This is a genomic window from Streptomyces sp. LUP47B (assembly GCF_001746295.1).
Taxonomy (GTDB): domain Bacteria; phylum Actinomycetota; class Actinomycetes; order Streptomycetales; family Streptomycetaceae; genus Streptomyces.
This window is the reverse complement of record NZ_MJAH01000012.1, coordinates 268580-284526: the sequence shown is the minus strand read 5'-3', so window position 1 is coordinate 284526 and position 15947 is coordinate 268580. Positions and strand designations below refer to the sequence as shown.

General features: G+C 70.5%; 16 protein-coding genes. 6 read left to right on the top strand and 10 right to left on the bottom strand.

Annotated elements, in window-relative coordinates; translation table 11 throughout:
• Positions 1–42: 42 nt before the first annotated feature.
• Positions 43–912, bottom strand: a complete 870-nt coding sequence (locus BFN33_RS32840) for an SDR family oxidoreductase (protein WP_079141119.1) — start codon at positions 910–912, stop codon at positions 43–45.
• A gap of 87 nt (positions 913–999) precedes the next feature.
• Between BFN33_RS32840 and BFN33_RS32835 the strand changes: the two genes are divergently transcribed.
• Both BFN33_RS32835 and BFN33_RS32830 read left to right on the top strand, forming a co-directional pair.
• Positions 1000–1800 (top strand): helix-turn-helix domain-containing protein, encoded by an 801-nt coding sequence (locus tag BFN33_RS32835; protein WP_069763805.1) that lies wholly within the window; start codon positions 1000–1002, stop codon positions 1798–1800.
• Positions 1800–2618 carry a chitosanase gene (locus tag BFN33_RS32830; RefSeq protein WP_069763804.1) on the top strand — a complete coding sequence of 273 codons (819 nt, stop codon included), beginning with the start codon at positions 1800–1802 and terminating at the stop codon, positions 2616–2618. The genes BFN33_RS32835 and BFN33_RS32830 overlap by 1 nt, the downstream gene beginning before the upstream one ends.
• Here BFN33_RS32830 and BFN33_RS32825 read toward each other — a convergent pair.
• From BFN33_RS32825 to BFN33_RS32795, 7 genes are all read right to left on the bottom strand, one after another.
• Positions 2603–3967 (bottom strand): nucleobase:cation symporter-2 family protein, encoded by a 1365-nt coding sequence (locus BFN33_RS32825; protein ID WP_069763803.1) that lies wholly within the window; start codon positions 3965–3967, stop codon positions 2603–2605. The genes BFN33_RS32830 and BFN33_RS32825 overlap by 16 nt on opposite strands.
• Before the next feature lie 217 nt (positions 3968–4184).
• Positions 4185–5564 carry an 8-oxoguanine deaminase gene (locus tag BFN33_RS32820; RefSeq protein WP_069763802.1) on the bottom strand — a complete coding sequence of 460 codons (1380 nt, stop codon included), beginning with the start codon at positions 5562–5564 and terminating at the stop codon, positions 4185–4187.
• 102 nt (positions 5565–5666) lie between these two features.
• On the bottom strand, positions 5667–6569 hold the full coding sequence (pucL, locus tag BFN33_RS32815) for a factor-independent urate hydroxylase (RefSeq protein ID WP_069763801.1): 903 nt from the start codon (positions 6567–6569) through the stop codon (positions 5667–5669).
• 4 nt (positions 6570–6573) lie between these two features.
• Positions 6574–6972, bottom strand: coding sequence for a hydroxyisourate hydrolase (uraH, locus tag BFN33_RS32810; protein ID WP_069763800.1), 399 nt, complete (start codon positions 6970–6972; stop codon positions 6574–6576).
• 2 nt (positions 6973–6974) lie between these two features.
• Positions 6975–7487, bottom strand: a complete 513-nt coding sequence (uraD, locus tag BFN33_RS32805; protein ID WP_069763799.1) for a 2-oxo-4-hydroxy-4-carboxy-5-ureidoimidazoline decarboxylase — start codon at positions 7485–7487, stop codon at positions 6975–6977.
• An 84-nt stretch (positions 7488–7571) separates the two neighbouring features.
• Positions 7572–7880 (bottom strand): helix-turn-helix domain-containing protein, encoded by a 309-nt coding sequence (locus tag BFN33_RS32800; RefSeq protein ID WP_069763847.1) that lies wholly within the window; start codon positions 7878–7880, stop codon positions 7572–7574.
• A gap of 47 nt (positions 7881–7927) precedes the next feature.
• On the bottom strand, positions 7928–8179 hold the full coding sequence (locus BFN33_RS32795; RefSeq protein WP_079141123.1) for a thiamine-binding protein: 252 nt from the start codon (positions 8177–8179) through the stop codon (positions 7928–7930).
• Positions 8180–8312: 133 nt separating this feature from the next.
• On the opposite strand from BFN33_RS32795, the gene BFN33_RS32790 reads away from it, so the two are divergent.
• Entirely contained in the window at positions 8313–9134 is an 822-nt protein-coding gene (locus BFN33_RS32790; protein ID WP_069763797.1) for a TIM barrel protein, read from the top strand.
• A 6-nt stretch (positions 9135–9140) separates the two neighbouring features.
• Here the strand turns inward: BFN33_RS32790 and BFN33_RS32785 are convergent, their stop codons facing one another.
• The gene (locus tag BFN33_RS32785) at positions 9141–10775 is read right to left on the bottom strand and encodes an IS200/IS605 family element transposase accessory protein TnpB (protein ID WP_069763796.1); all 1635 of its coding nucleotides are present in this window, start codon (positions 10773–10775) and stop codon (positions 9141–9143) included.
• Between the two features lie 257 nt (positions 10776–11032).
• On the opposite strand from BFN33_RS32785, the gene BFN33_RS32780 reads away from it, so the two are divergent.
• Together BFN33_RS32780 and BFN33_RS32775 are read left to right on the top strand one after the other, a co-directional pair.
• Positions 11033–11923, top strand: coding sequence for a 2-hydroxy-3-oxopropionate reductase (locus BFN33_RS32780; protein ID WP_069763795.1), 891 nt, complete (start codon positions 11033–11035; stop codon positions 11921–11923).
• Positions 11924–12325: 402 nt separating this feature from the next.
• Positions 12326–12565 (top strand): hypothetical protein, encoded by a 240-nt coding sequence (locus BFN33_RS32775; protein WP_069763794.1) that lies wholly within the window; start codon positions 12326–12328, stop codon positions 12563–12565.
• A gap of 228 nt (positions 12566–12793) precedes the next feature.
• On the opposite strand, the gene gcl is transcribed toward BFN33_RS32775, so the two are convergent.
• Complete coding sequence (gene gcl / locus BFN33_RS32770; protein WP_069763793.1) at positions 12794–14578, bottom strand: glyoxylate carboligase; 1785 nt, start codon at positions 14576–14578, stop codon at positions 12794–12796.
• Between the two features lie 182 nt (positions 14579–14760).
• On the opposite strand from gcl, the gene BFN33_RS32765 reads away from it, so the two are divergent.
• Entirely contained in the window at positions 14761–15438 is a 678-nt protein-coding gene (locus BFN33_RS32765) for a hypothetical protein (RefSeq protein ID WP_069763846.1), read from the top strand.
• The last annotated feature ends 509 nt before the right edge of the window (positions 15439–15947 follow it).

The following is a 15947-nucleotide window of genomic DNA, read 5'->3' as shown; positions in this document are numbered from 1 at the left end:
GGCGCGACCAGCCCCCACCGGCCCGCAGCCTGAACACAACCGTCAGCTCCCGCCCCCGCCGAACACCCCCTTGTGGTCCCGCGCCCACTCCCGATACGTCCGCGCCGGACGCCCCAGCACCTCCTCCACATCCCCGGTGACCACCGCGTTCCCGCCCTCGGCCACGAAGCCGACGCTCCGCAGCATCCCCTCCGCGGACTCCTCGCTCCAGCCCGAGGCGACCAGCAGTTCACGACTCTGGGACGGGGTCAGGTCACGGAGCTCCACCCGGCCGCCGAGCACCTCTCCCAGCGCGGCCGCCTGGTCCTGGGGGCTGAGCGTCTCGGGGCCGGTCAGGGTGTACGTCCGCTCCACGTGCCCCGGACCGACCAGCGCGGCGACCGCGATCTCGGCGACATCCCGCGGATCCACGACCCCCTGCCGGCCCGAGCCCAGCATGTTCGGCACCGGCTCACCCGCACGAACCGCCTCCGCCCAGCTCAACGTGTTCGACGCGAAGGCGGACGGGCGCAGGATCACCCATTCCAGCCCGCTTTCCCGGACCGCCTCCTCACCGTGTCCGTGCGCGATACCGCCCAAGCCCGTCCTGGGATCGCCCGCCATGATCGCCGACAGCTTCACGATCCGCCGGACCCCCGCCGCCCGCGCCGCCTCCACCATCGCGCGGTCGCTGTCCACGTCCTCCAGACCGAAGACGCCCACGAGGAAGGCACGGTCGACGCCCGCCATGGCCGCCGCCACCGAACCGACGTCACGGTGATGGCCGCGCGCCACCTCCACGCCGGGCGGCAACTCGGCCCTCTCCGGATCCCGCGTGAGCGCGCGCACCTTCTCTCCGCGCGCCACGAGCTGTCGTACAACTTCGCTGCCGATCGTGCCGGTGGCACCTGTCACAAGGATCATGACCACCACCGTGCGGCCCGCGGGGCACCGGACGATAGGAAATTCCGGCACGTTTCGCGCGCCCGAACCCCCCGGCCCCGCGCTTACGGTGGACGTGTGACCAACTCCGTTGACGGGCGGGCCCTGCGCACCCCCGACGAGCTGCGTCCGTGGATCGCCGGGATCAAGGCCCTGGCCGTCGAGGGGACGGATCCGCGGAAGCCGTTCGTCCAGCTGCCCGACGCCACGACCAAGGTGATCGTCCGCAGTGAGTCGCGGGGGCGACCCACCCTGCTGGTCGCCGGGCCCCGTGTCCGGGCCGCGTACCACGCGGGCAAGCGGCAGGTGTCCTGCACGGAGGTACGGCTGGCGCCGGGAGCCGTCCGGCCGCTGCTCGGCGTCCCGGCCGTCGACCTCGTCGGGCGGATCGTCCCGCTGGGCGCACTGCCGGGCCGGGCCGCGCGGCAACTGGCGTACGAGCTGAGGTGGCTGGAGCCCGAAGAGGTCGTGCCCCGGCTCGCGGACGTCCTCCCGGGACTGCTGCCCACCGCGGCCGGCGGGACACGGACCGAGCTGCTGCGGGCCGCCGTCGCGGCGCTGTCCATCCGCTCGGGGCACATACCCGGTCATGTCGGGGAGGTGGCCCGTGAACTCGCCGTCAGCGAGCGCCAGTTGCGCAACCTGTTCAGCGAGGGTGTCGGTCTCTCGCCGAAGCACTACGCCCGCATCGACCGTGTCCGCGCCGTGCTCGCCCATGCCACCGAGCTGGCCTCGGCCGAACTGGCCGCCGTCACCGGCTACTACGACCAGTCCCACATGACGTCCGACTTCCGCACCCTGATGGGCGTCCCGCCGCGCTCCTACTTCACGGGACGGCTCCCCGCTCCCCGCTCCTGCCAGGTGATCGACACACAGTGATGCGATTTCCCAGTGACCTGCCCAGAACCGCCGCCCGCCGCACGCTGCTCGCCGTACTCGGAGCCGGCGCGTTGAGCACCCAGTGGCTGTCCGCCGAGGCCACGGACGCGACCGGCCTCGACGACCCGGACAAGAAGGACCTCGCGATGCGGCTGGTGTCCAGCGCGGAGAACTCCTCGCTGGACTGGCAGGCGCAGTACGCGTACATCGAGGACATCGGGGACGGCCGCGGCTACACCGCCGGCATCATCGGTTTCTGCTCCGGCACGAGCGACATGCTCGCGCTGGTCGAGCTCTACACGCGAAGGGTCCCCGACAACCCCCTGGCCCCCTATCTGCCCGCCCTGCGCGCGGTGGACGGCACCGACTCGCACGACGGACTGGATCCGGGCTTTCCCTCGGCCTGGCGCAAGGCGGCGCAGACCTCCGCCTTCCGTCAGGCGCAGGGGGACGAGCGGGACCGCGGCTACTTCGACCCGGCGGTCGCGTGTGCCAAGCAGGACAGCCTCGGAACGCTCGGCCAGTTCGTCTACTACGACGCGATGGTCATGCACGGCCCCGGCACCGACGCCCTGAGCTTCGGCGGCATCCGGTGCCGGGCCCGCGAGGACACGGACACCCCGGCGGACGGCGGCGGCGAGACCGCCTATCTGCACGCCTTCCTGGACGCCCGGGTGTGGGCGATGAAGCAGGAGGCGGCGCACAGTGACGTGAGCCGGGTCGAGACGGCCCAGCGGGTCTTCCTGGAGCAGGGCAATCTCGACCTGGACACACCGCTCAAGTGGAAGGTGTACGGGGACAGTTACGAGATCGACTGAGCGGGGACGGCCTCCATGGGATGGGTGACGTCCTGTGCGTCCGCGCCCCGGCCGAGGTGGTTGAAGACCAGGTTCAGCGCCACCGCCGCCACACAGCCCGTGGAGATCCCCGAGTCCAGGACGATCCTCGCGGTCTCCGGGAAGGCGTGGTAGAACTCCGGCGCGGTGATCGGGATGATGCCGACAGCCAGTGACACGGCGACGATCAGGACGTTGTTGTCCTTGTCCAGGCCCGCCCTGACCAGGGTCTGGATGCCGCTGGCGGCCACCGAGCCGAACAGGACGACTCCGGCGCCCCCGAGCACCGGGCGCGGTACGACGGCGATGAGCGAGGCGGCCATGGGGCACAGGCCCATCAGCACCAGGAAGGCCCCGCCGGTGGCGACGACGTAGCGGCTGCGGATCCGCGTCATCGCCACCAGGCCGATGTTCTGGGCGAAGGCGCTGCACATGAAGCCGTTGAAGAGGGGGCTGATCGCCGAGCCGAGGGTGTCGGCGCGCAGGCCCGCCGCGATGGTCCGCTCGTCGGCGGGACGCTCGACGATCTCGCCCAGCGCGAGCATGTCCGCGGTCGATTCGGTCATGGAGACGACCATCACCACGCACAGCGAGAGGATAGCGGCGAGCTGGAACTGCGGGGCGCCGAAGTGGAAGGGCGTCGGGAAGCCGACGACGGCCGCGTCGGTGACGGGTCCGAAGTCCGTCGCGCCGAAGGGGATCGCGAGCAGCGTACCGGCCACCAGGCCGAGCAGCACGGCGACCTGCTTGACGAAGCCGCGGGTGAAACGTCGTAGGAGAAGCACGATCCCGAGCGTCGCCGCGGCCAGGCCCAGGTTGGTCGTCGAGCCGTAGTCCCGCGCCGTGGGGTCGGGGCCCTGCGCCCAGCCGAAGGCGACCGGCAGGAGGGAGACGCCTATCAGGGTGATGACGGTCCCGGTGACGACCGGCGGGAAGAAGCGGATCGCCTTGCTGAAGAAGGGGGCGGCGAGGAAGCCGAGGAGGCCGGCGACGATCACCGCGCCGAAGATGACCGGCAGGGCGTCGGACTTGTCGTCCATGGAGGCGACGACCGCGGTCATGGGGGCGACACCGGCGAAGGTGACGCCGTTGACGAAGGGCAGCCGGGCACCGATCTTCCAGACGCCGAGGGTCTGCAGGAAGGTGGCGAGGCCCGCGGTGAACAGACAGGCGCCGGTGAGGAAGGTGAGGTCGGCGGGGGAAAGGCCGATGGCCGCGCCGACGATCAGGGGCGGGGCGACGACTCCGGCGTACATGGCGGCCACGTGCTGGAGGCCGGTGGTCGCCATCTTCAGGGCGGGGAGCTTTTCGTCGACGGGGTGGAGTGACACTGCGGCTCGCCTCCGGGCGGTTACACGGCTGCCGAAAGGCGGTGCCGTGGGTTTCATGGAGGTGGTGCGAGTGGTCGTGCGGGACCGGGACGGAGACCGTTCCGGGGCGCGTGCGTCCAACACGCGCCCCGGGCACGGCCGCCATGGGACCCGGTACGCAGGTTCCACGGCTGCCGGCCGGGAGCCGTCCCTCCCGGCCGGAGTACTGGTGAAGTGATCAGCCCTGCGCGGCGATTCGCGCCAGACGCCGGGCCTGTTCCCGCGTGGAGCGTGCGACGGCGTCCTCGTCGACGTGCAGCAGGCGGCTGTTCTCGACGATCTGACGGCCGTTCACGAAGGAGGCCGTGACGGGTGCCGCGGCGCCGAAGACCAGCGCGGTCACCGGGTCGGCGATCGAGGCGTGTGCGAGGGTGTCGAGCTTCCACAGCACCAGGTCGGCGAGCTTGCCCGCCTCCAGGGAGCCGGTCTCCGCTGCGCGGCCCAGGACCTGGGCGCCGCCGTAGGTGCCCAGGCGCAGCGCCTGCCGGGCGTTCAGGGCCGCTTCCCGGTGCGCGCCCAGGCGGTTGATGAGCAGGGCGTTGCGCAGCTCGGTGTGGAGTTCGCCGGACTCGTTGGACGCCGTGCCGTCGACGCCGAGGCCGACCGGGACCCCGGCCGCGAGCATGTCCGGGACCCGGGCGATCCCCGCCGCCAGACGGGCGTTGGACGAGGGGCAGTGGGCCACACCCGTCTTCGTACGGGCGAAGGCGGCGATGTCGGAGTCGTTCATGTGGACGCAGTGCGCCATCCACACGTCCTCGCCGAGCCAGCCGGTGGACTCGAAGTAGTCGGTCGGGCCCATGCCGAACAGCTCCTTGCAGAACTGCTCCTCCTCGACGGTCTCCGAGCCGTGGGTGTGCAGCCGTACGCCGAGACGGCGGGCCAGCTCGGCTCCCTCACGCAGGAGTTCGGTGGAGACGGAGAAGGGCGAGCAGGGCGCGACGGCGACCTGGGTCATCGCGCCGAAGGAGGAGTCGTGGTGCTCCTTGACGGTGGCCTCGGTCGCGGCGAGGGCGCCCTCCAGGGTCTCGACGGCGAAGTCCGGGGGCAGGCCGCCGTCCTTCTCGCTGCGGTCCATGGAGCCGCGGGCGAGCGTGAAGCGGACGCCCGTCTCACGGGCGGCGCGGATGATCGCGCCGGACAGGTCGCCGGAACCGGCGGGGAAGACGTAGTGGTGGTCCATGGCGGTGGTGACGCCACCGCGGGCCATCATCGCGAGCGAGCCCTGGGCGGCCGCGTAGACCATCTGCTCGTCGATCCGCGCCCACGTGGGGTAGAGGGCGACGAGCCAGTCGAAGAGGTTGTGGTCGGTGGCGAGGCCCCGGGTGATCCACTGGTAGTAGTGATGATGGGTGTTGACCAGGCCCGGGGTCACGAGGTGGCCGGTGGCGTCGATACGGCGGTCGACGTTCTCCAGGTCCTCGGGCGCCCTGCCCGCGCCGAGCGACTCGATGCGGTTGCCGGCGATGACGACGTACCCGCTCGGGTACTCGGTGTCGTGCGCGTCCACGGTCGCGATCGAACAGTTCTCGATGACGATGCGCCGGTCTGCTGCCATGGTTCGTCCTTTGCGCGGAGGTGGAGAGGGCACGGCAGGACCCCGGGAGTTTGAGTGCCGCGGCCCGCCCTGGCGGGCCGCGGGTGCCGCAGAGGGAGTTGCTCAGAGGTTGGTGAGATCCACCGGAATCCTCGGCTCGCAGCCGTCCCGGAGGACGGTCGCCTCGATCAGGCCGTAGGGCCGGTCGGCGGCGAGGTAGACGGCACCGTCCTCGGTGGCGTTCTTCAGCCCGAAGGGCTCCAGGTCCACGAGGAAGTGGTGCTTGTTCGGCAGCGAGAAGCGGACCTCGTCGATCTCGGCCCGGTGGTCGATGATCCGCGAACCCATCTGGTAGAGGGTCTGCTGGAGCGAGAGCGAGTACGTCTCGGCGAAGGCCTCGAGCATGTGCTTTTTGACCTGCTCGTAGGACGTCTCCCAGTCGGGCATCTCCTGCTCGTCGTCCGACCAGTTGAAGCGCCAGCGGCTGGACACCTCGGTCGCCAGGATGCGGTCGTACGCCTCGGGCAGGGTCGTGTACTTGTCCTTGACGTAGCCCCAGAACTCGGAGTTGGTCGAGTTCATGACGGTCAGGTCCTTGAGCCCGGAGACGACCTCCCAGGCGGAGCCGTCGTAGGTGACCTGGGTCAGGCGGGTCTCCTGGCCCTGGCGGACGAAGGAGTGCTCGTCGTCGCCGGCCGTCGCGATCCGCTCCCAGGCGTACTCCTCGATGCGGATCCGCGCGGTCCTGATCGGTTCCTGCGAGGTGACGAAGTGCCGGGCGAGGTGGATGCCGAACTGCTCGGCGGACTCGATGCCGTGCTCCTTGGCGAACGCGTACACCGTGTTCTTGGTGGTGTCGGTCGGCAGCACGTGGGCGTTGGAGCCGGAATAGTGGACCTCGTCCATGTCGCCGCTCAGCGACACCGAGACATTGAGGTCCTTGATGTGGTGGGTGGCGCCGTCCCGCGTGATCTTCACGACTCGGTTCTCGGCCTTGCCGTACTGGTTCTGTCCCAGGATGGGCATGTAGCTAGCTCCCTCGGTAAACGGAGTAGCCGAACGGGTTGAGCAGCAGCGGTACGTGGTAGTGCTCCCCGGGCTGCACGGCGAAGGTGATCGCCACCTCGGGGAAGAACACTCCGGTCGCACCGCTGTCCCGATTCGCGGGGGCGTCCTGCTGCGCATCGGCTTGCTTCTTCAAGAAGTACGGTTCGACCTCGAAGTCGAGCCGTACGTGGGTGGTCCCCTCCGGCAGCGCCGGCAGGTCCTTGCACCGCCCGTCCGCGTCGGTCGCGGAGCCGCCGAGCGCCCGCCAGTCCGCGGCGCGCCCGGCGCGGGCGGAGAGCTGGACGGCGACTCCCTCGGCGGGACGGCCGACGCTGGTGTCCAGGATGTGCGTGGACACCGAGGCGGTGGTGCTCGTGCTCATGGTCAGGCGTCCTCTTCGACGATACGGGCGAGCCGGATACGGTTGATCTTGCCCAGCTCGGTGCGGACGATCTCGCGTTCCCGTTCCGGCGCGTTGCCGATCCGCTCTCTGACCGCGTCGCGCATCTGCTCGCCGGTGCGGCCGGTCGCACAGATCAGGAAGACATGGCCGAACCTCTCCTGGTACGCCAGGTTCAGTTCGAGCATCTCCGCCCTGAGCTCCTCGGAGGCGCCCGCCATGCCGCGCTGCTCGCGGGCCGAGGCCGGGTCGCCCGGCTTGGGACGGCCGATCGGCGGATGGCCGGCCATGGCCTCGGCGAGGTCATCGGGGGTCAGGTCGACCATGGCGGCGTCGCTGGTGGCGTAGAGGTCCTCCGCGGTCGCGTAGGGGCGGGCGGCGAGCAGACGCCGAGCCCACGCCGTGGAGGCGCACGTCTCGAGGAGCACCGCGTGGGCCGCGTGCTCCTCCAGGACGTTGAACCGGGCCAGGCCGGGGGACGTGGAAGTCGAAGTCACGGGAGTCAGCTAACGCCCGGACGCGACATCACGTCAACACTTTGTTGAAAATTCGGGGTTACGAAACCCGACCGGGCGCTTTTCCTACGCTTTGTCCCGGTTCAGATAGTTGTAGACCGTGAAGCGGCTCACCCCGAGCGCGCTCGCCACGGTCTCCACGCCGTGCCGTACGGAGAAGGCGCCACGCGCCTCCAATATCCGTACGACCTCCTGCTTGGCCTTGCGGTCCAGGTCCGCGAGCGGCTTGCCCTGCTTGCGCTCCATGGCGGCCAGGATGTGGTCGAGGGAGTCCGCGAGCTGCGGCAGCCGTACGGCGACCACGTCGGCGCCCTGCCAGGCGAGCACGACGTCGTCGGGGCCGGCCTCGTCCGGCGGGAGCAACTCGCCACCCATGGCGTCGACCAGCGGCTTGACCGCCGTGATGAACGGCTCGTCGGCGCTCACGCGTCGGCCTCCCCGAGCACGTTCACCTGCAGGGAGATCCGGGTCGCGCCGGAGGCCAGGGTCCTGCGCAGCAGGGCGTCCACGGCGGTGAGGACCTCGTCGGCGCCGCCTTCCACCGTGTTGCCGAACGGGCCGACGTCCACCGCGTCCAGTTCGGCCGCCTCGATGACCTCGCGGGCCACGAGCGCGTGCGCCGGGGCCTCGTCGAGGTCGAACGGCTCGGTCGTGAACTCCACTCGCAATCGCACGCGCACAACCTAACGCGCGGTGCCGTTTTCCGCCGAGCCCTCTTGACAACGCCTTCGACCCGACGGCAATCTTCCAATAAGCAGAAACTAACTTCCATATTGCGGAAATACTCGACACGGAAGGGAGCGCCGCATGGGATTCGCAGAGCAGCGCTTCAACGTCAACCTGTCGATCCTCTTCACGGAACTCCCGCTCCTGGAGCGCCCCGCGGCGGCCGCCGCGGCCGGCTTCACCGCGGTCGAGCTGTGGTGGCCCTGGATCGACACCCCCACCCCCGAGCGGTCCGAGCTCGACGCCTTGAAGAAGGCGATCGAGGACGCGGGCGTCCAGCTCACGGGCCTGAACTTCTATGCCGGCCGGCTGCCGGGCCCCGATCGCGGTGCCCTGTCCGTCCCCGGCGAGGAGTCGGAGCGGTTCCGCGTCAACGTCGACGTGGCCGCCGACTTCGCCGGATCGCTCGGCGCCAGGGCGCTCAACGCCCTGTACGGCAACCGCGTCGAGGGCGTGGACCCGGCCGAGCAGGACGCGCTCGCGCTGGAGAACCTGGTCCGCGCGGCCCGCGCGGCCGACCGGATCGGCGCGGTCCTCCTGATCGAGGCCCTCAACAAGCCGGAGTCGCCGCTGTATCCGCTGGTGAGCGCGCCCGCGGCGGTGGGGATCGTCGACAAGGTCAACGACGCGACCGGCCTCGGCAACGCGAAGTTCCTCATGGACCTCTACCACCTGTCCATGAACGGCGAGGACCTGCCGGCGGTGATCGAGGAGTTCACCCCGAAGACCGGCCACGTGCAGATCGCCGACAACCCCGGTCGCGGCGCGCCCGGTACCGGCTCACTCCCCATCGAAGACCTCCTCGGCCAGTTGAAGAAGGCGGGCTACGACGGCTGGGTCGGCCTCGAGTACAAGCCGGGCGACCGCCCGAGCGCCGAGGCCTTCGACTGGCTGCCCCGCTGACCGTTTCTAAAGACTGAGCGGGAGTGAGTCCTGTTGCCAGAACCCATGCTCAGCCGGGTGCTCCGAACGGTGTTGGGCACCCTGGTCGCCCGCTTTCGCTCCACGGCCCGGCGGCGCGCATCCGGTGCGCGGTCCGGGAATGTGGGGGCGGGTTTCCTCACGCCTGCGGGTGTCCGGTCGGGCCTGGACGGTCCGATGCCCCGCACCATCACTCTGGTGGGACGGGGGCGGTGTCGTCCGTCGCCGGATCGGATGTCCGAGGGCGCGTCGCCCGATCGCGATGCTTGCCGCATCGTGCCGGGAAATCGTGCGGGTTTTCGTGGTGAGAGGCTGCTGCCAGTGCTGCGCGCCCCAGCGGCTGGTGTAGGCGGGGTCGACCGCGACGACGGCGATGTCCTGCTCGGCGGCCATCGACACCAGCCGGGCTTTGAGCTTCGCGGTGGGGAAGCGGGAGATGAGGCGGCGGAAACGCTTGTTGCGGCCGTGCTTCTCGCGGCTGGTGCCATCGGTGAAATCGAGGTCCTCGATGGCGATCGCGGCAGCCCCGCAACGGCGGGCGTGGTGCAGCAGCCGGCTCAGGGCGTGCCGGATCTGCGCGTCCCGATGCTCCGCAGTGCCGGTGAGGTCGTAGAAGAAGCGCTGCGGCTCGCCGACCGGGTTGCCGTGCACATCCAGGTGCCAGGCGGCGAGGTGGTCGTCATTCATGTCCACCCCCACCACGCCCCGCGCCAGCGCCGCCTCCAACTGCAGGACGGGAGCGGCGGCGCGCTGCCAGGACGCGGTCACGTACCAGCGGCCGCGCACCACATCGTGGTGGATGCGGTAGGCCACCGCCCGGTTGGCGGCGACCCGGTCACGCCACTCCTGCCCCCGGTGTTGGAACCGTACGGTGGCGTCGAGGACGTAGCGGCCGTGCGGGGCGTTGGCCAGGTGGGCCAGCGGAGTAGGCAGTTTGACGGAGACCTGGCCGGTGTCGGGGACGCGGATCGTCTCGTTGCCCAAGCGCTTGCCGGACTCCCCGTCGGCGGCCAGGAACATCCGCTCCGCGCGCCAGCGCTTCCGCCAGGTGTGCTCGTCCAGTCCGGCCGCCGCAAGGTGGTGGCGGGTGTTCGCGAGGCGTTTGCCGCCGCGCACCACCCGCACCCGGCCCGCCGCCCAGTCCGCCTCCACCACCCCGAGCCGGGCCTTCAGCGTCTGCAGGCGGCGGGACTTGGCATGCCACTCGACGCGCGAGGCATACCCACGGACCAACCCTGCCCGCTTGTCGGCCTTGGCACCCAAGGGCCGGGCCAGCCGCGCCCCGATGGAGGCAATCTGCTGCCGCAGCCAGGCCATGTGGGCGGCCTGCCCGCGCCTGGCCAGCGCCCACTGATCATGGCTGGCCTTGGTGATACTGCCCGCCCAGCGCGCCGACGACCTCCCCGTCAGCGACCGCTTGCGCACCGCCCACCCCGCGGCATCATGTGCCAGCCCCTGCCGGGACCGCTCAGCGAGATCCCCGGCCGCCAGCGAACCCAAGTAGACGCCGACCTCGGCCAGCACCGCCGCGTCCGCATCCGACACACGCAGCCGGTCCCGGATCGCCACTCCAGCCGGGCCGGGCACCACGAACGACGCCTCCACCTCCCTCAGTGTGCCCACTCGTACACCCCCGCCCTGCCGAAGATCCCCGTCCACGGCAGTCAACGAGCAGCATCCGCAAAGGTCACCCATTCGACCCGCGAACTCCCGTTCCCTCCCGAAACCGCAGGCAGCACACCCCCGTCGGCAGACTCTCTTGGCGTGCAGATGAACCACCGCATCCAGTACAGGCGCTCACCCGCGATCACCAGAAGTCACTTCTGCCAAGTCCAGCGGCAGCAGTTCCCCACCCCCTTCCCGGAAAGGCACCCCCGATCATGAGCAACCTCCCCAAGATCGCCTGGATAGGCCTCGGCATCATGGGCTCCCCCATGTCCGAGAACCTGGTCAAGGCGGGTTACGACGTCACCGGCTTCACCCTCGAACAGGACAAGCTGGACCGGCTGGCCGCCGCCGGTGGCACCGCCGCCGGTTCGATCGCCGAGGCCGTGCGGGACGCCGACGTGATCATCACGATGGTGCCCGCCTCCCCGCACGTCGAGGCCATCGCGTACGGCCCCGAGGGCATCCTCGAGAACGCTCGCTCCGGCGCCCTGCTGATCGACATGTCCTCGATCACCCCGCAGACCTCGGTCGACCTGGCGAAGGCGGCCAAGGAGAAGGGCATCCGCGTCCTGGACGCGCCCGTGTCCGGCGGCGAGGCCGGTGCGGTCGAGGCGGTGCTGTCCATCATGGTCGGCGGTGAGCAGGCCGACTTCGACGAGGCCGAGCCGGTCTTCGAGGCGCTCGGCAAGACCATCGTGCTGTGCGGTCCGCACGGCTCGGGCCAGACCGTGAAGGCCGCGAACCAGCTGATCGTCGCCGTGAACATCCAGGCGTGCGCCGAGGCCGTGGTCTTCCTGGAGAAGTCGGGCGTGGACCTCAAGGCCGCCCTGGACGTCCTGGGTGGTGGTCTCGCCGGATCGACCGTGCTGACCCGCAAGAAGGACAACTTCCTCCAGCGCGACTTCAAGCCGGGCTTCCGTATCGACCTGCACCACAAGGACATGGGCATCGTCACCGACGCCGCCCGCAACGTCGGCGCGGCCCTGCCCGTCGGTGCCGTGGTCGCCCAGCTGGTCGCCAGTCTGCGTGCGCAGGGCGACGGGGGCCTCGACCACTCGGCGCTGCTGCGGGCCGTGGAGCGCCTGTCCGGCGCCCAGGTCTGATCCCGACTTCCGGTCCGCGGCAGCGCTGACATCTGTCCTGTCGCGCCCAGGCGCCGCCGCGGACCGGAAACCCATGACCTCGCGCTGCGCGAGGAGTGAGACACCCTGACCGCGCCCGACGCGCCAGGCGACCCGGATGAGGGGTGGTCGCCCGGTACCGGGCGCGGCCAGGGGGAGGACCGCGGCGGCGTGCGAGCCAGTGCGGTGGTGAAGGTCCCGGGCCCTCTTTCTTCGACCTGAGGGAAGGAGCGCGCCCCGGTTCCGTCGCGGCCGCCGCGGTCCCGGCAGGACCCGCAGGAAAGCAGAGCGCCGGACACGGACGGTCCCGTGTCCGGCGCTCCGCCGTGCGGCGGATACGGCCACCGGCGTGCGGATTCCGGCCGCGCGCAGCACGCTGTAGGGATGGCAGCACATCCGACACAGCAACCGCATGTGGTGGTGCACGCTCCGGCCCTGGACGGGTCCCGGCGGGTCACCGTGGACGACGAGAATCTCGGCGTCGCCTCGCACCTGGACGACGTCGTGGAGCTGCTCCGGCTCGCCGACCTGGACCGGATCGAGGTCGAGGACGACGACATCGTGGAGTGGCAGGGCGGCGGTCCGGAGGACTGGCCGGGGCTGTCCGAGCTCCAGGAGCCGTGAGCGGACGTACGGCAGCGGTCGTAGGCCGGGTACGGAATCCTCAAATCAACCTCTGAACATGATTCAAGGGGCTTCAACCGGGCCCTGCCTCGGGCACATTCTCTACGGGTGAGGCCCGTCGGCACGGGGGCGGCGGGCCTCGCGACGGGGGACGGCTTCGGGGGAGCCGGGCGCGGCAAAGGGCGGTCCGACCATCACGGTGGGACCGCCCTTCAGCTGTGTACGGGGTCAGACCTTGAGCGGCCTGATCGACGTCGGTGCGTGGGCCGGCTCCGTCGCGATCTCCTCGAACTCGACCACGTTGGAGATGTCGTTCGTCGTCGACATCGAGATGTTGGTGACCCGCTCCAGGATGGCCTCGACGACGACCGGCACCTGGAACTCGGCGGCGAGCTTCTTCGCCTGTTCCAGGGCCGCGCCCAGTTCCGCCGGGTCGGTCACCCGGATCGCCTTGCAGCCGAGACCCTCGGCGACCTTGACGTGGTCGACGCCGTAGACGCCGAGTTCCGGGGAGTTGACGTTCTCGAACTCCAGGTTGACCTGGAAGTCGATGTCGAAGGCGCGCTGGGCCTGGCGGATCAGGCCCAGATAGGAGTTGTTCACGAGGACGTGGATGTACGGAATCCTGTGCTGGGCCCCGACGGCCAACTCCTCGATCATGAACTGGAAGTCGTAGTCACCGGAGAGGGCGACGACCTGCGCCTCCGGGTCGGCCTTGGCGACGCCCAGCGCGGCCGGGATCGTCCAGCCGAGCGGACCCGCCTGGCCGCAGTTGATCCAGTGACGCGGCTTGAAGACGTGCAGCATCTGGGCGCCGGCGATCTGGGAGAGGCCGATCGTGGAGACGTACCGGGTCTCGGGGCCGAAGGCCTTGTTCATCTCCTCGTAGACACGCTGCGGCTTGATCGGGACGTCGTCGAAGTGCGTACGGCGCTGGAGGGTCGCCTTCTTCTCCTGCGCGGAGGCCGCCCAGGCCGAGCGGTCGGGGAGCCCGTCCGCCGCCTTCAACTCCCTTGCCACCTCGACGAAGAGCTCCAGGGCCGCCTTGGCGTCGGAGGCGATGCCGTAGTCCGGCGCGAAGATCCTGCCGATCTGGGTCGGCTCGACGTCGACGTGGACGAACTTCCGGCCGGCCGTGTAGACGTCCAGCTTGCCGGTGTGGCGGTTGGCCCAGCGATTGCCGATGCCGAGGACGAAGTCGGACTCCAGGAAGGTGGCGTTGCCGTAGCGGTGCGAGGTCTGCAGGCCCACCATGCCGGCGTTGAGCTCGTGGTCGTCGGGCAGGACGCCCCAGCCCATGAGGGTCGGGACGACCGGCGTGCCGGTCAACTCGGCGAACTCGACGAGGAGTTCGGCGGCGTCGGCGTTGATGACACCGCCGCCCGCGACGATCAGCGGGCGCTCGGACTCGTTGAGCAGAGCGAGCGCCTTCTCGATCTGCGCGCGGCTCGCGGCCGGCTTGTAGACCGGGAGCGGCTGGTACGTCTCCGGGTCGAACTCGATCTCCGTCAGCTGGACGTCGATCGGCAGGTCGATGAGGACGGGGCCGGGGCGCGCGGAGCGCATGAGGTGGAAGGCCTGCTGGAAGACGCCGGGGACCTGGGCCGCCTCCAGGACGGTGACGGCCATCTTGGTCACCGGCCGCGCGATGGAGGCGATGTCGACGGCCTGGAAGTCCTCCTTGTGGATCACGGCGGTCGGGGCCTGGCCCGTGATGCACAGGATCGGGACGGAGTCGCCGGTCGCGGAGTACAGGCCGGTGATCATGTCGGTGCCGGCGGGCCCTGACGTGCCGATGCAGACACCAATGTTGCCCGCGTGGGTGCGGGTGTAGCCCTCGGCCATGTGCGAGGCGCCCTCGACATGGCGGGCGAGGGTGTGGTGGATGCCTCCGGAGGCCTTGAGTGCCGCGTAGAAGGGGTTGATCGCCGCGCCGGGGACACCGAACGCGTCCGTGACACCTTCGCGCTTGAGGATCTCAACTGCCGCGCGGGCAGCGGTCATGCGAGCCATCGAGTACTCCTGCTTCGGCTGTCGGATGCGTACTCCCGTCGCGCCCCGCGGTGAGTACTTCCGTATTGCGGAATAACTTTTCTACTATCTGGAAGCAATGTAGGTGGGCTTGCCGGGGCCGTCAAGAGACGAAGGTGGCCAAGAGACGGACAGACGCGGGCCTCCTGGAGGACGATGAGGCCATGTCCGAGAGCGTGTCGGTGCGCTGTCCGGTCTGCCGGCGCGAGCACCTCTACGCGGCGCCGTCGTACCCGTGCGAGTGCGGCGCCCCGGTCTGCCTGCCGCTGGACCGGCACGCCGCGCCCACGGCCGTCACCCACCAGGTGTGGGACGAGACGTGGGTCGCCGTGGAGTGCGCGGCCTGCGGCCGCAAGGCCGAGTGGCCACAGCCGGAGCTGGGCTGTGCCTGCGGGACGGTCCTGCGGATTCCGGTGACCGGGAACAGCTGCCCCGACCCGGAGCCGGCCGTGGACGCCTCCGCTCCCCCGCGCCGCGCCTTCCAGCCGATCACGATCCGCACCGCGCGCGACGCGGTCACCGTCGCCGCGCTGTATCTGCGCTGGCTCGGCTACCAGGACATCCGGCGCGCGGACCAGCGGCCGCCGTCCGGCATCGGTCTCGCGGCCCGCGGGCTGCTGGCCCAGGTGGACCCGACCGTGCGGCCGGCCTCGCTGCGGGACGTGGAGTGCCTGTGGCTGACGGCCATGACGGAGTCCGCGCACTGCGTGTACTTCTCGCTGGCCGGCTACACCACGGAGGCCCGCGCCCGCGCCGACTCCCTCGGCGTCCCCCTGTTCGTCCTGGACCTGACGGGCACACCACAACCGGTCAACACCCTGGCCGACGAACTGGGAGGGTAGGCGGCGGGGGGTTCGGCCCAAGTCGGCGACTCCTGCGCGTCCGACGTCCACACCCGAACCCCCGGCAGCGGCCCCGATGAACAGGAAGAACTCGACCAGGGCCCCGAGCAAAGCGCGGCCCGACCTACCGGCCGCGGCCACCGATTCCACCACGCCGGGTGCGCCCACCGACGCCGACGAGCGCCCAGCGGCAGCCGCACCATCCAGCCCGCCCCAACAGCGGCACGCGAGGCCTGCGGTCCAGCCTGCCGCGTGCAGCCACCGAATCCGCCACACCGCGTGCGCCCACCGACGCCGGCCTACAAGCCAGTGGCGGCCACACCCGGCCAACCCGCCACAACCGCCCCCAGGCGCATGGCCTGTGAGGCCTGCGGCCCGACCCACGGCCGGTGCGGCCACCCATGCCGGATACAGGCCCATGGCCACACCCAGCCAGCCCGCCAGAAGAGCCGCCGGGCAATGCGCCACGCGAGACCTCCGGTCCCGGCTGCCGCATGCAGCCGCCCATT

Excerpts from the sequence above, each read along its gene's own strand:
- BFN33_RS32830 (WP_069763804.1), top strand. The coding sequence starts at position 1,800 with ATGCGATTTCCCAGTGACCTGCCCAGAACCGCCGCCCGCCGCACGCTG.
- BFN33_RS32820 (WP_069763802.1), bottom strand. The coding sequence starts at position 5,564 with ATGGCAGCAGACCGGCGCATCGTCATCGAGAACTGTTCGATCGCGACC.
- pucL (WP_069763801.1), bottom strand. The coding sequence starts at position 6,569 with ATGCCCATCCTGGGACAGAACCAGTACGGCAAGGCCGAGAACCGAGTC.
- uraH (WP_069763800.1), bottom strand. The coding sequence starts at position 6,972 with ATGAGCACGAGCACCACCGCCTCGGTGTCCACGCACATCCTGGACACC.
- BFN33_RS32800 (WP_069763847.1), bottom strand. The coding sequence starts at position 7,880 with ATGGGTGGCGAGTTGCTCCCGCCGGACGAGGCCGGCCCCGACGACGTC.
- BFN33_RS32790 (WP_069763797.1), top strand. The coding sequence starts at position 8,313 with ATGGGATTCGCAGAGCAGCGCTTCAACGTCAACCTGTCGATCCTCTTC.
- BFN33_RS32780 (WP_069763795.1), top strand. The coding sequence starts at position 11,033 with ATGAGCAACCTCCCCAAGATCGCCTGGATAGGCCTCGGCATCATGGGC.
- BFN33_RS32775 (WP_069763794.1), top strand. The coding sequence starts at position 12,326 with ATGGCAGCACATCCGACACAGCAACCGCATGTGGTGGTGCACGCTCCG.
- gcl (WP_069763793.1), bottom strand. The coding sequence starts at position 14,578 with ATGGCTCGCATGACCGCTGCCCGCGCGGCAGTTGAGATCCTCAAGCGC.
- BFN33_RS32765 (WP_069763846.1), top strand. The coding sequence starts at position 14,761 with ATGTCCGAGAGCGTGTCGGTGCGCTGTCCGGTCTGCCGGCGCGAGCAC.